Below are 12,484 nucleotides of genomic sequence, written 5' to 3' on the forward strand. Positions count from 1 at the left end.
CACCGCTCTACCAACTCCTTCTGGGCTTCGATGATCTGAAGCAACTCGCTGTCGAACCTCGCATAACTCTTTGTTTACCAAGGAGTTTTCCGTTTCGACTGCGCCGGAAGTGGGGCGAATTATAGACAGATATAAATCGCCGTCAACACTTAATTTGAGGTTTATTCGGATTTAAGCGTAATACGTGCAAATGCCTTCTTGCCGGCCTGGCAAACGTGGGTCGCGCCCAGTTCGTATATAAAGGTGCGATCAACAACCTCACCATCTATACGCACGCCACCAGAGTTCAACAGATCACGCGCGACCGCCGAGTTCTTCACCAGGCCTGCCTTGTTAAGGACAGCAGCAATCGGCATCGCTTCGGCAGCAGCCAGCTCAATCTCCGGCAGATCGTCCGGCAATTCGCCATCCTTCATGCGGTTGCCCGCAGCACGGTGAGCACTGGCAGCAGCTTCTTCGCCGTGGAAGCGCGCAACAATCTCTTCCGCCAGCTTGATCTTCACATCACGCGGGTTGGCACCCGCTTCGACATCAGCCCGCAGCGCATTGATCTCGTCCATCGAGCGGAAGCTCAGCAACTCAAAGTAACGCCACATCAACGCATCCGGAATCGAGACCAGCTTGCCGTACATTACACCCGGCGCTTCCTGAATACCTACATAGTTGCCCAAGGACTTGGACATCTTCTTGACGCCATCCAACCCTTCCAGCAACGGCATGGTCAGGATGCACTGAGCCTCTTGCCCATACGCACGCTGCAGCTCGCGCCCCATCAGCAGGTTGAACTTCTGGTCGGTGCCGCCCAGCTCAACGTCCGCACGCAGCGCTACCGAGTCATAGCCCTGAACCAGCGGATAGAGGAACTCATGAATCGCGATTGGCTGATTGGTGGAATAGCGCTTATCGAAGTCATCGCGCTCAAGCATGCGCGCGACGGTGTACTGGGAGGTCAGGCGAATGAAATCAGCCGGCCCCATCTGATCCATCCAGGTGGAATTGAACGCCACCTCGGTCTTGGCCGGATCGAGAATCTTGAACACCTGGGTCTTGTAGGTCTCGGCATTGTCGAGAACCTGCTCACGGGTCAACGGCGGGCGCGTGGCGCTCTTGCCGCTCGGGTCGCCGATCATCCCGGTGAAGTCACCTATAAGGAAGATGACCTGATGCCCCAGTTCCTGGAACTGGCGCAGCTTATTAATAAGCACGGTATGACCCAAGTGCAGATCCGGCGCCGTCGGATCAAAGCCAGCCTTGATACGCAGGGGTTGGCCACGCTTGAGCTTTTCGATCAGCTCGGCCTCGACCAACAGTTCTTCCGCACCACGTTTTATCAGCGCTAGCTGCTCTTCAACCGACTTCATAACAGACCCGCAAGGCTCAGATTCAAAAGGGAACCAACCATACAAGATCAGGGACTAATTACAAGTTTTGCCCTGCGCACGGACACCGTTCAGCAAGCCCAGCGTTCGCAAGCTTGCGCCACAGATGATTTGGTTATATTTTATACAGTTATTTCATCTTCATCATGTCATTCATCTTTTCCATTTCATCTTCAAAGTCAAAATTACTTATGACCACAGAACCGTCTAAAGCGCCGCCGCTTTACCCGAAGACCCACCTGCTCGCCGCAAGTGGTATCGCCGCTCTTCTCAGCCTGGCACTCCTGGTATTCCCTTCCAGTGACGTAGAAGCCAAACGAACTTCCCTGAGCCTTGACCTGGAAAGTCCAGTTGAACAACTGACACAAGATCAAGACGCTGCCGACGCGCAACAAGCCACAAACGCACCGACCGAATCGCCGTTTGCGCAGATAGAAAGCACGCCCGAAGACACTCAACAAGCCACCCAGGAGCAGCCCGCGCCGCCCGTCGCCAAAAATCCCCAGCACCGCGAAGTGATCGTGGCTAAGGGCGACACGCTGTCAACGCTGTTCGAAAAGGTCGGCCTGCCTGCCGCCACTGTTAATGAAGTGCTGGCCAGCGATAAACAAGCCAAACAGTTCACCCAGCTCAAGCACGGCCAGAAGCTTGAGTTCGAATTGACGCCAGACGGCCACTTGAACAACTTGCACAGCAGCGTCAGCGACCTGGAAAGCATCACGCTGACCAAAGGCGCCAAAGGCTTTGCGTTCAACCGCGTGACCACCAAGCCGGTCATGCGCTCCGCCTACGTACACGGCGTGATCAACAGCTCACTGTCGCAATCGGCCGCCCGCGCCGGCCTGTCTCACAGCATGACCATGGACATGGCCAGTGTGTTCGGCTACGACATCGACTTCGCCCAGGACATTCGCCAGGGCGACGAGTTTGACGTGATCTACGAGCAGAAAGTCGCCAACGGCAAGGTGGTCGGTACCGGCGCCATTCTTTCCGCACGGTTCACCAACCGCGGCAAGACCTACACCGCCGTTCGCTATACCAACAAACAGGGCAACAGCAGCTACTATACGGCTGATGGCAACAGCATGCGCAAGGCCTTCATCCGCACGCCGGTGGATTTCGCGCGCATCAGCTCGCGTTTCTCCATGGGCCGCAAGCATCCCATCCTGAACAAAATCCGCGCCCACAAGGGTGTCGACTATGCCGCCCCACGAGGCACGCCAATCAAGGCAGCCGGTGACGGCAAGGTGCTGCTGGCCGGGCGCCGTGGTGGCTACGGCAATACCGTGATCATCCAGCACGGCAACACCTACCGTACGCTGTACGGCCACATGCAAGGGTTCGCCAAGGGCGTGTCCACCGGCAGCAACGTGAAGCAAGGTCAGGTGATCGGTTATATCGGCACCACTGGGCTGTCCACCGGCCCGCACTTGCACTATGAGTTCCAGGTCAACGGCGTGCATGTCGACCCATTGGGCCAGAAGCTGCCGATGGCCGATCCTATCGCCAAAGCCGAACGTGCTCGCTTCCTGCAACAAAGCCAACCGCTGATGGCGCGCATGGACCAGGAGCGCTCCACCCTGCTGGCTTCGGCGAAGCGCTAAGGTATGCCGCTCTATATAGGTGTGATGTCCGGGACCAGCCTTGATGGCCTGGATATCGCCCTGATCGAACAAGACCCGGCGATCCACTTGATCGCCACCCACTACATCCCCATGCCAGACGCCCTGCGCACCGAGCTGCTCGGCCTCTGCGCCAGCGGCCCGGACGAGATCGCCCGCTCGGCGATTGCCCAGCAGCACTGGGTGACACTTGCCGCCCAGGGCATCCATGCCTTGCTGGACCAGCAAAACCTCAAGCCTCACGACATCCGCGCCATTGGCAGCCATGGGCAGACCATTCGCCACGAGCCCGCGCGCGGCTTCACTGTACAGATCGGCAACCCTGCGCTGCTCACCGAGCTGACGGGCATCACGGTGGTCAGCGACTTCCGTAGCCGCGACGTGGCCGCCGGCGGCCAGGGCGCGCCTTTGGTACCCGCGTTTCATGAGGCGTTGTTCGGTGAACGTAGCGGCAACCGCGCCGTGTTGAATGTCGGCGGGTTCAGCAACCTCAGCCTGATCGAGACGGGTAAGCCTGTCGCCGGTTTCGATTGCGGCCCGGGCAATGTCTTGCTGGATGCGTGGATTCACCACCAGCGTGGCGAGCACTTCGATCGCGACGGCCAATGGGCTGCCAGTGGCAAGGTCGAGCCTCAACTGCTCAACGCCCTGCTCAGTGACCCCTTCTTCCAGACCACAGGCCCGAAAAGTACCGGGCGCGAAGTCTTCAACCTGGGATGGCTGCAACATCACCTCGACCAGTTACCGACGTTCCAGCCCCAGGACGTGCAGGCCACCCTGCTTGAACTGACTGCGCTGACCATCGTCGAGTCCCTGCAATCCGCACAAACTGATACCCAGACGCTGCTGATCTGTGGCGGCGGCGCGCATAACGCCACGCTGATGAACCGCCTGGCAGCGCTACTGCCGGCTGCACAGGTCAGCAGCACTGCCACTTACGGCGTCGACCCGGACTGGGTAGAAGCCATGGCTTTCGCCTGGCTGGCCCATTGCTGCCTGGAAGGGATTGCCGCCAACCGCCCCAGCGTCACCGGCGCGCGCGGGCTGCGGGTGCTGGGCGCGATCTACCCGGCCTGACCGCCCCATAATCCGCAGACAGCAAAACGCCGCTTGGCCAATCAAAGCCAAGCGGCGTTTTTGTACCATTTGCCGATCAGATCGAGAACGAAGACCCGCAACCACAGGTCGTGGTGGCGTTAGGGTTCTTGATCACGAAACGCGAACCTTCCAGACCTTCCTGGTAATCCACCTCGGCACCTGCCAGGTACTGGAAGCTCATTGGGTCAACGACCAGGCTGACACCCTCGCGCTCGACGATGGTGTCGTCATCGGCCACGTCTTCATCGAAGGTAAAACCGTACTGAAACCCTGAACAACCGCCGCCCGTAACAAATACGCGCAGCTTCAAGCGATCATTACCCTCTTCATCGACCAGGCTCTTCACCTTGTGCGCAGCACCGTGGGTGAATTGCAAAGCCGTGGGGGTGAAGGATTCAACGCTCATGCTGATAATCTCCCGGCGTACCGCCGCCATATGCGTAATGGCGGGCATTATCCGCTTCTCCTAGAAAAGCGGTCAACTATTGTTACGGTATATCAATCTGCGCTGCCGCCCTTAAAAACACAAAAGGCCCGATCAACGGGCCTTTTGCGCAACAGCCAAAAAAGCTTAAGGCAGCATGCCCGCGTGGGACAAGCCGAGCTTCTCATCCATGCCAAACAGGATGTTCATGTTCTGCACTGCCTGGCCCGACGCGCCCTTGACCAGGTTATCGATCACCGACAGCACCACCACCAGGTCGCCATCCTGCGGACGGTGCACGGCAATCCGGCACACGTTAGCGCCGCGCACGCTACGGGTTTCCGGGTGGCTGCCGGCTGGCATCACATCGACGAACGGTTCGTTGGCGTAGCGCTTTTCAAACAGCGCCTGCAGGTCTACCGAGCGATCAACGACAGTTGCGTACAGCGTGGAGTGAATGCCACGGATCATCGGTGTCAGGTGGGGGACGAAAGTCAGGCCCACGTCCTTGCCCGCTGCACGACGCAGCCCTTGGCGGATTTCCGGCAAGTGACGGTGCCCTTTTACCGCGTAGGCCTTCATGCTTTCCGACGTCTCGGAGTACAGAGAACCTACGGCAGCTCCACGCCCGGCGCCGCTGACACCCGACTTGCAGTCCGCGATCAAGCGCGAAGTATCCGCCAGCCCGGCTTCCAGCAATGGCAGGAAACCCAGCTGGGTCGCGGTCGGATAGCAACCCGGTACGGCAATCAGGCGCGCCTGCTTGATCTGCTCACGGTTGACTTCCGGCAGGCCATACACCGCCTCCTCCAACAACTCAGGGGCGCCGTGCGGCTGGCCGTACCACTTGGCCCACTCATCAGCATCCTGCAGGCGGAAGTCAGCCGACAGGTCAATGACCTTGGTACCGGCAGCCAGCAGTTCGCCCGCCAGCGCATGGGCAACACCGTGCGGCGTGGCAAAGAACACCACATCGCAGGCGCCCAAGGTCTTGATGTCCGGAACGCTGAACGCCAGGCCGTCATAGTGGCCTCGCAGGTTCGGGTACATGTCGGCAACGGCCAGCCCGGCCTCGGATCGGGAAGTGATGACCACCACCTCAGCTTGCGGATGCTGAGCCAACAGACGCAGCAATTCGACACCGGTGTAACCCGTGCCGCCGACGATACCGACCTTGACCATAAACCTGCCCTCAACGAACCCACTGGAAAGCCGTCGATAATAGGGGCCGTATCGTCCTGCGACAACCGTCAACGTGACGTACGGGCGCATGAGCCACTACTATCTTCGCTACCGTGAACCTGGGAATAACTAGAAATGCTCTATCTATGGATCAAAGCCTTCCACATCGTCAGTATCGTCTGCTGGTTTGCCGGGCTGTTCTACCTGCCTCGGCTGTTCGTCTACCACGCACAAAGCGAGGACACCGTCAGCAAGGAACGCTTCAGCGTCATGGAGCGCAAGCTCTACCGCGGCATCATGGGCCCGGCGATGATTGCCACCCTGGTGTTCGGCGGCTGGCTGATCTACCTAAACCCCGCCATCTTTCAATCCGGCGCCTGGATCCACGCCAAGCTGACCCTGGTCGTGCTGCTGATCGGCTATCACCACATGTGCGGTGCGCAGGTAAAACGCTTTGCCCGTGGCGAAAACACCCGCAGCCATGTCTTTTATCGCTGGTTCAATGAAGTGCCGGTTCTGATATTGCTGGCTATCGTAATTTTGGTCGTGGTCAAACCGTTCTAACTTCAATCACACGGGGTACCTCCAATGTCGCTGCCCGCTTTGCTTGAACAACGTCTGCGCCTGCCCGTCGTGGTGGCGCCGATGTTCCTGATTTCCAACCCGCAACTGGTCCTGGCGTGCTGTCGCAATGGGGTGGTCGGGAGCTTCCCGGCGCTCAACCAGCGCGAAAGCAGTGGTTTCAAGGCGTGGCTGGAAGAAATCGAAGCGGGCCTGGCGCAGTTGGATAACCCCGCGCCGTATGCCGTGAACCTGATCGTGCACAACAGCAACCCGCGGCTCGCGGCCGACCTGGCGATCTGCGTGGAGCACAAGGTGCCAATCGTCATTACCAGCCTGGGGGCCGTTAAAGAGCTGGTGGATGCTGTGCACAGCTACGGTGGCCTGGTGTTTCACGACGTCACCACTCGGCGCCATGCAGAAAAAGCCGCCGAAGCCGGTGTTGATGGCCTGATTGCGGTGGCCGCCGGCGCTGGCGGGCATGCTGGCACGTGGAGCCCATTCGCGTTGATCGCCGAGATTCGCCAGTTTTTCGACAAAACCTTACTGTTGGCCGGCTGCCTCAACCATGGGCATGAAGTCCTTGCCGCCCAACTGCTCGGCGCCGACCTCGCTTATTTCGGCACACGGTTTATCGGCACCACTGAAAGCCACGCGCCGGATGCCTATAAAGAGATGCTGCTCACATCCCGCGCCGCCGACATCGTTCACACTCCAGCAGTCTCCGGCGTGCCCGCCAGCTTCATGCGCCAGAGCCTGGAAAACGCCGGCTTCGACCTCGCGGCCCTGCAGGGCAAAGGCGAAGTCAACTTCGGTTCCAAGCTCAAGCCGTTGAGTGACGAAGCCAAGGCGTGGAAAACCGTATGGTCCGCCGGCCAAGGCGTCGGCGAGATTGATGATCTGCCAAGCGTTGATGAACTGATTGCGCGCCTGGATGCCGAATATCGCAATGCACGTGAGCAGGCGGCGCAGTTACACTGGCCACGCTGACACCTGCCAGGCCAGCTGACTGAGGCTGGCCGGCCGTTTCCCTTCCTGATTAAGTGACAAGGATGCCCGCATGAGCGACAACCGTTTCAAGATTGTGTTTGATGGGGCCTTGCTCCCGGGTGTCGAAAGCACCACTGCCAAGCTGAACCTCGCCGAATTGTTCAAAAGCGATGTGGAAGCGATCGAGAAACTCTTCACGGGCCGCCCGGTGGCGCTCAAGCGTGACCTGTCGCGCAGCGATGCAGAAACCTACCTCACCGCACTGAAAAACGCCGGGGTCGATGCACGTATCGAACCTGAACAGCCAGTAGCATTCAGCCTGGCGGAAGCCCACGAGACGGACTCCGGCGCCGCTGACTTCTCGCGCCCTGCCGTCTCGCCCTATGCGCCGCCGCGTGCAGCCGTGGGTGACAACACTGCGGAGTTTTCGACGCTCAAGGTGTTCACCATCCACGGGCGTATCGGTCGATTGCGCTACCTGGCCTGGACCTTGGTGCTGACCCTCGCACTGTTGGTCGCCGGCGGCATTATTTCCACCGCCAGCTTTGCCGTGGCAACCGCCTCGCCGACGGCGGGTGTGATTCTGGGATCGTTGCTGGGTTTTGCATTGTTTGTTGCACTTGTGTGGGTCAGCGTGCAAATCGGCGTACAACGCCTGCACGACCTTGGGTGGTCAGGCTGGCTGTACCTGCTGAACCTGGTGCCGCTGGTGAACAGCATCTTCCCACTGCTGTTGCTGGTGCTGCCGGGTAATACGGGCGCCAACCAGTACGGCCCGCCTCCGCCGCGCAACTCTACCGCGGTGAAAGTCCTGGCCACGGCGTGGCTGGCATTCCTGCCGATTTTGTTTGCCATCGTGGTCACACTGGGCATGAACGGCTACCTGAACCAGCTTGAAGCCAACGTGGACAGCAGCTACGAAAGCAGCTCCATCAATGCGGACGACGACACCGACCAAAGCGTGATCGTTGATGAAGAAGCAGCGCAAAGTGCTGACGACACGGCCGAACCTGTAGACTCTGCGCAACAGTGAAGAAACGCCCGCCCGCCTGTGATGCCTCTGTCACAGGCCCGGCGGCGTTGCGATGGAGAAAGGCATGACCCGTTACGCTCTGATCACCGGTGCCTCCAGCGGCATCGGCCTGGCTTTGGCCGAAGCCTTGGCCCGTCGTGGCCGCAGCTTGATTCTGGTGGCCCGCCAGCGTGATCAGTTGGAAAGCATCGCAATCGAATTGACTCAACGTTTCGGCGTCGAGGTGCTGTTTCGTGCCTGCGACCTGGGTGAGCCGCTGCGCTTGTCCGGGTTTCTGCTGGAACTTGAAGAAGGTGAGCGGCAGATCGACCTGCTGGTCAACTGCGCCGGCATGGGCACCAGCGGGCCGTTCCTGGCCCAGGACTGGATGACCGAACAGGACCTGATCGAAGTCAACGTCCTGGCCCTGACGCGCATGTGCCATGCCCTTGGCAATGCCATGGCGCTGCAGGGCGGCGGGCAGATTCTCAATGTCGCCTCCGTCGCGGCGTTCCAGCCTGGCCCTTGGATGAGCAGCTATTACGCCAGCAAGGCCTATGTGCTGCACTTCTCCGAAGGCTTGCGCGAAGAGTTGAAGACCTGCGGCATCAAGGTCTCGGTCCTGTGCCCCGGCCCGACGCGCACGGCGTTCTATGCCACCGCGCAAATGGACACGGCCAAGCTCGACCGCAGCGACAAACTGATGAGCGCGGAAGAAGTCGCGCTCTACACCGTGCGCGCTCTGGAAAAAAACAAAGCCATCATCATTCCTGGCCGACGCAATCGCTGGCTTGCCTTCAGCCCGCGTTTCAGCCCGCGCTGGCTGACCCGCAAAATCGCCGGCGCGATCAACAAGGCCTATTGCCCGCGCTGACCGCGCGGGTCCACTCCCTGCACTTTCACCATGGAGAAACCGCTGTGGATACGCTGTTCACCAAGATCATCAACAGGGAAATACCGGCGAAGATCATCTATGAAGATGATCAGGTTCTCGCCTTCCACGATATCGCCCCGATGGCGCCCGTGCATTTTCTGGTCATTCCGAAAAAGCCGATCCGCACCCTCAACGACCTCACGGAAGAAGACAAAGCCCTGGCAGGCCACATCCTGTTCACCGCCCAGCGCCTGGCCGTTGAGCAAGGCTGCGAAAAGGGCTTTCGCGTGGTCATGAACTGCAATGAAGACGGCGGCCAGACCGTTTATCACATTCATATGCACGTGCTGGGTCAGCGCCAGATGAACTGGCCGCCGGGCTGATAGAGCCTGTGTGAAGGGTCGCAGCGCCAGGCTGCGACGCCATGCCCCTGACTCAGCGCAAACGCTTCGCCCTCTCTTGCGGTAAACTGGCCGCCGAGATTCTTCCCGGAGGTCAGCATGACTACCCAACGTCACTACTCGCCGATTGACCGTCTGTTGCTGCAAGCCGATATGGCCATGCGCACCCTGTTGCCGTTCAGCGGCCAGCCGTACCGCCCATCGCCCGCCATCGTGCAGCCCGACGCGCAGTTGAGCGAGACCGACACCCGCCACGTGGCCGGCCTGATGCGCATCAACCATACCGGTGAAGTGTGTGCCCAGGCGTTGTACCAGGGCCAGGCGCTGACCGCCAAGCTGCCGCACGTCCGTGCGGCGATGGAACACGCAGCCGAAGAAGAAATCGATCATCTGGCCTGGTGCGAGCAACGCATTCGCCAGTTGGGCAGCCACCCCAGCGTACTGAACCCGCTGTTTTACGGTTTGTCATTCGGCATTGGCGCCGCAGCCGGTTTGATCAGCGACAAGGTCAGCCTCGGTTTTGTCGCCGCCACCGAACATCAGGTGTGCAAGCACCTGGATGAGCACCTGGAACAGCTGCCGGCCGAAGACGAAAAGTCCCGGGCCATCCTTGAACAGATGCGCATTGATGAAGAACACCACGCAGAAAGCGCGCTGGATGCCGGCGGTTTCCGCTTCCCGGCGCCGGTGCGGTTTGGCATGAGCGTGTTGGCCAAGGTCATGACCAAAAGCACCTATCGAATTTAGTTGCACCGGATATAAATGCATCAAATCCGAGCCACAAAAAAGGGCGCTATCAAAGCGCCCTTTTCTTTGCCTGCTGATCTACCGATCAACCCAACTCGATGATTTCGTAATCATGGGTGATGGCCACTCCGGCCGCACCGAGCATGATCGATGCCGAGCAATACTTCTCTGCCGACAGCTCGATGGCACGCTTGACCTGCGCCTCTTTCAGCGCCCGCCCCTTCACCACGAAATGCATGTGGATCTTGGTAAACACCTTGGGGTCTTCAGTGGCGCGCTCGGCTTCCAGGAAGGCTTCGCAGCTTTCCACGGCCTGGCGGGATTTTTTCAGGATGCTGACCACGTCGAAATTGCTGCAGCCGCCCACACCCAGCAGGAGCATTTCCATCGGGCGTACGCCCAGGTTACGGCCACCGGCTTCCGGCGGGCCATCCATCACCACCACATGGCCACTGCCCGACTCACCGAGGAACATGGCCTCGCCCGCCCATTGGATGCGTGCCTTCATCGCCCAGACTCCACTGCTAAAAAAGGGTCGCCAGCTTAGCACAGGGCCTTGAGACCGCAGTGCCCTGCATGAAAACGATCAATGACGGCGTTTACCCAGTAAATTCGCTAATCGAGTCAGAATGTGTCTGGTAAGCTGGCGCCAAATCAATGGCGCATTGCCATCCTTTGTACAGCGTGTATCAATGCCCACACCGCTGGATAAAAACAACTCCAATTACACCGTGCAGTCTTTTCGGGATACAACCATGGTTGCTCTTACTCCCACACCCAAGATCAAGAATCTCGACAAGCTGTTGATGCACTGCCAACGTCGGCGCCACCCGGCTAAGCACAACATCATCTGCGCCGGCGAACGTTCCGACACACTGTTCTTCATCATCAAGGGCTCGGTGACCATCCTGATCGAGGATGAAGACGGCCGCGAGATGATCATCGCCTACCTCAACACCGGCGATTTCTTTGGCGAGCTGGGGCTGTTCGAGCAAGCCGGTAAAGAGCAGGAACGCAGTGCCTGGGTGCGCGCCAAGGTCGAGTGCGAGGTCGCAGAGATCAGCTACACGAAATTTCGCGAGTTGGCCCAGCATGATCCCGACATCCTGTACGCCCTGAGCGGTCAGATCGCCCAGCGTCTGCGCGACACCACCCGCAAAGTCGGCGACCTGGCATTCTTCGATGTGACTGGCCGCGTAGCCCGTTGCCTGCTGGAGCTGTGCAAGCAGCCCGACGCCATGACCCACCCGGATGGCATGCAGATCAAAGTCACGCGCCAGGAAATCGGGCGTATTGTCGGCTGTTCACGGGAAATGGTCGGCCGCGTGCTCAAGGATCTGGAAGAGCGCAACCTGGTGCATGTCAAAGGCAAGACAATGGTGGTGTTCGGTACGCGTTAGCCCGGCAGGAAACTCGCCAGCATCTGTCGGTACAAGGCGTCCAACCGCGTGATTGCATCCGGCGCGGGGAACGCTTCGTGCAATGCAATATGGCTGTCGGCGCGCACGCGCTGGTCCAGGCCACAGGCTTGATTGAACCGATTGACCGCTGCAATCAACGCTTCGCGGTCGTTATCCAGCAACAACGCACCGTGCACCAACCCCACTGGGCGGCCGCCGCTTTGCCGCCAGCGCTGGGCAGTGCCGACCATCTTGCGGCCGTTGAGGTTGACGTTGTAGCGACCGTCGCAGAACGCGCCGTCGATTTCACCCACACTGGCATCGCCACCCAACTCGATGAGCAAGTCGCAGATTGGCTGGCATAAACGCTGATAGCCAGTTTCGATGCGGCCTTGATCGCCTTCAGTGCGCGGCGGTGCGTAAACCAGGGCGATGTTTACCGTGGCGGCCGACTGCGGCACCGGCTCTCCGCCGGTTTCGCGCAGCAACACCGGCCAACCGGCGTCGGCGGAGATTTGGCTGGCGGTTTCAAAGGCCGGAAGGCGACTCAAACGGCGCGGCATCACCAAGGCTTGGTCGTTGGGTTGCCAGAACAGCAGGCCATATTCCTGCTCGCTAGCACACACGGCCGCCAAAAGGTCCTGCTCCGCGGCGAGGCCTGCTTCAACCGTCATCGATACAGGCTGGATCATCGAACACCTACCTCTCTGAACACACACAAAACCAACTGTGGGAGCTGGCTTGCCTGCGATGCCGGCACCTCGGTGTCTCTGTGACACCGAGTGACGTTATCG

14 protein-coding genes are annotated in these 12,484 nt (G+C 59.7%); 9 read left to right on the forward strand and 5 right to left on the reverse strand.

Annotated elements, in window-relative coordinates:
* Positions 1–161 precede the first annotated feature (161 nt).
* Complete coding sequence (gene tyrS, locus WBB95_RS08295) at positions 162–1,361, reverse strand: tyrosine--tRNA ligase (protein WP_424487138.1); 1,200 nt, start codon at positions 1,359–1,361, stop codon at positions 162–164.
* A gap of 209 nt (positions 1,362–1,570) precedes the next feature.
* Here tyrS and WBB95_RS08300 point away from each other — a divergent pair, with 209 nt between their 5' ends.
* Positions 1,571–2,983, forward strand: coding sequence for a peptidoglycan DD-metalloendopeptidase family protein (locus WBB95_RS08300; RefSeq protein ID WP_424487139.1), 1,413 nt, complete (start codon positions 1,571–1,573; stop codon positions 2,981–2,983).
* A gap of 3 nt (positions 2,984–2,986) precedes the next feature.
* Positions 2,987–4,078: an anhydro-N-acetylmuramic acid kinase gene (locus WBB95_RS08305; protein WP_424487140.1), complete on the forward strand. Its 1,092-nt coding sequence runs from the start codon at positions 2,987–2,989 to the stop codon at positions 4,076–4,078.
* A gap of 76 nt (positions 4,079–4,154) precedes the next feature.
* On the opposite strand, the gene erpA is transcribed toward WBB95_RS08305, so the two are convergent.
* On the reverse strand, positions 4,155–4,505 hold the full coding sequence (erpA, locus tag WBB95_RS08310) for an iron-sulfur cluster insertion protein ErpA (protein ID WP_003176443.1): 351 nt from the start codon (positions 4,503–4,505) through the stop codon (positions 4,155–4,157).
* A gap of 165 nt (positions 4,506–4,670) precedes the next feature.
* Positions 4,671–5,705 carry an N-acetyl-gamma-glutamyl-phosphate reductase gene (gene argC, locus WBB95_RS08315; protein ID WP_424487141.1) on the reverse strand — a complete coding sequence of 345 codons (1,035 nt, stop codon included), beginning with the start codon at positions 5,703–5,705 and terminating at the stop codon, positions 4,671–4,673.
* Positions 5,706–5,840: 135 nt separating this feature from the next.
* Here argC and hemJ point away from each other — a divergent pair, with 135 nt between their 5' ends.
* The 6 genes from hemJ to coq7 all read left to right on the forward strand — a co-directional run bounded on the left by hemJ (position 5,841) and on the right by coq7 (position 10,290).
* Positions 5,841–6,269, forward strand: a complete 429-nt coding sequence (gene hemJ, locus WBB95_RS08320; RefSeq protein WP_424487142.1) for a protoporphyrinogen oxidase HemJ — start codon at positions 5,841–5,843, stop codon at positions 6,267–6,269.
* Positions 6,270–6,293: 24 nt separating this feature from the next.
* Entirely contained in the window at positions 6,294–7,256 is a 963-nt protein-coding gene (locus WBB95_RS08325; RefSeq protein WP_424487143.1) for an NAD(P)H-dependent flavin oxidoreductase, read from the forward strand.
* A gap of 70 nt (positions 7,257–7,326) precedes the next feature.
* Positions 7,327–8,289 carry a DUF805 domain-containing protein gene (locus tag WBB95_RS08330; RefSeq protein ID WP_424487144.1) on the forward strand — a complete coding sequence of 321 codons (963 nt, stop codon included), beginning with the start codon at positions 7,327–7,329 and terminating at the stop codon, positions 8,287–8,289.
* 64 nt (positions 8,290–8,353) lie between these two features.
* On the forward strand, positions 8,354–9,142 hold the full coding sequence (locus WBB95_RS08335) for an SDR family NAD(P)-dependent oxidoreductase (protein ID WP_424487145.1): 789 nt from the start codon (positions 8,354–8,356) through the stop codon (positions 9,140–9,142).
* Between the two features lie 44 nt (positions 9,143–9,186).
* Complete coding sequence (locus WBB95_RS08340) at positions 9,187–9,525, forward strand: histidine triad nucleotide-binding protein (protein WP_003210943.1); 339 nt, start codon at positions 9,187–9,189, stop codon at positions 9,523–9,525.
* 117 nt (positions 9,526–9,642) lie between these two features.
* A complete protein-coding gene (gene coq7, locus WBB95_RS08345) occupies positions 9,643–10,290 on the forward strand; it encodes a 2-polyprenyl-3-methyl-6-methoxy-1,4-benzoquinone monooxygenase (protein WP_424487146.1) in 648 nt (215 codons plus the stop codon).
* Between the two features lie 85 nt (positions 10,291–10,375).
* Here coq7 and WBB95_RS08350 read toward each other — a convergent pair whose 3' ends face one another.
* Entirely contained in the window at positions 10,376–10,798 is a 423-nt protein-coding gene (locus WBB95_RS08350) for an OsmC family protein (RefSeq protein ID WP_005792019.1), read from the reverse strand.
* A 247-nt stretch (positions 10,799–11,045) separates the two neighbouring features.
* Between WBB95_RS08350 and crp the strand changes: the two genes are divergently transcribed.
* On the forward strand, positions 11,046–11,690 hold the full coding sequence (gene crp / locus WBB95_RS08355) for a cAMP-activated global transcriptional regulator CRP (protein ID WP_424487147.1): 645 nt from the start codon (positions 11,046–11,048) through the stop codon (positions 11,688–11,690).
* Here the strand turns inward: crp and WBB95_RS08360 are convergent.
* Entirely contained in the window at positions 11,687–12,382 is a 696-nt protein-coding gene (locus WBB95_RS08360; RefSeq protein WP_424487148.1) for a lipoate--protein ligase family protein, read from the reverse strand. The two genes, crp and WBB95_RS08360, sit on opposite strands and share 4 nt — an antisense overlap.
* Positions 12,383–12,484: the final 102 nt, after the last annotated feature.

This window comes from Pseudomonas sp., from assembly GCF_049645325.1.
Lineage (GTDB): Bacteria > Pseudomonadota > Gammaproteobacteria > Pseudomonadales > Pseudomonadaceae > Aquipseudomonas.

What these genes read in the sequence shown, in the direction of transcription:
- crp (WP_424487147.1), top strand. Translation starts at nt 11,046, where the DNA reads ATGGTTGCTCTTACTCCCACACCCAAGATCAAGAATCTCGACAAGCTG.
- WBB95_RS08350 (WP_005792019.1), bottom strand. Translation starts at nt 10,798, where the DNA reads ATGAAGGCACGCATCCAATGGGCGGGCGAGGCCATGTTCCTCGGTGAG.
- WBB95_RS08300 (WP_424487139.1), top strand. Translation starts at nt 1,571, where the DNA reads ATGACCACAGAACCGTCTAAAGCGCCGCCGCTTTACCCGAAGACCCAC.
- argC (WP_424487141.1), bottom strand. Translation starts at nt 5,705, where the DNA reads ATGGTCAAGGTCGGTATCGTCGGCGGCACGGGTTACACCGGTGTCGAA.
- tyrS (WP_424487138.1), bottom strand. Translation starts at nt 1,361, where the DNA reads ATGAAGTCGGTTGAAGAGCAGCTAGCGCTGATAAAACGTGGTGCGGAA.
- WBB95_RS08360 (WP_424487148.1), bottom strand. Translation starts at nt 12,382, where the DNA reads ATGATCCAGCCTGTATCGATGACGGTTGAAGCAGGCCTCGCCGCGGAG.
- erpA (WP_003176443.1), bottom strand. Translation starts at nt 4,505, where the DNA reads ATGAGCGTTGAATCCTTCACCCCCACGGCTTTGCAATTCACCCACGGT.
- coq7 (WP_424487146.1), top strand. Translation starts at nt 9,643, where the DNA reads ATGACTACCCAACGTCACTACTCGCCGATTGACCGTCTGTTGCTGCAA.
- WBB95_RS08330 (WP_424487144.1), top strand. Translation starts at nt 7,327, where the DNA reads ATGAGCGACAACCGTTTCAAGATTGTGTTTGATGGGGCCTTGCTCCCG.
- WBB95_RS08305 (WP_424487140.1), top strand. Translation starts at nt 2,987, where the DNA reads ATGCCGCTCTATATAGGTGTGATGTCCGGGACCAGCCTTGATGGCCTG.
- WBB95_RS08335 (WP_424487145.1), top strand. Translation starts at nt 8,354, where the DNA reads ATGACCCGTTACGCTCTGATCACCGGTGCCTCCAGCGGCATCGGCCTG.
- WBB95_RS08325 (WP_424487143.1), top strand. Translation starts at nt 6,294, where the DNA reads ATGTCGCTGCCCGCTTTGCTTGAACAACGTCTGCGCCTGCCCGTCGTG.
- hemJ (WP_424487142.1), top strand. Translation starts at nt 5,841, where the DNA reads ATGCTCTATCTATGGATCAAAGCCTTCCACATCGTCAGTATCGTCTGC.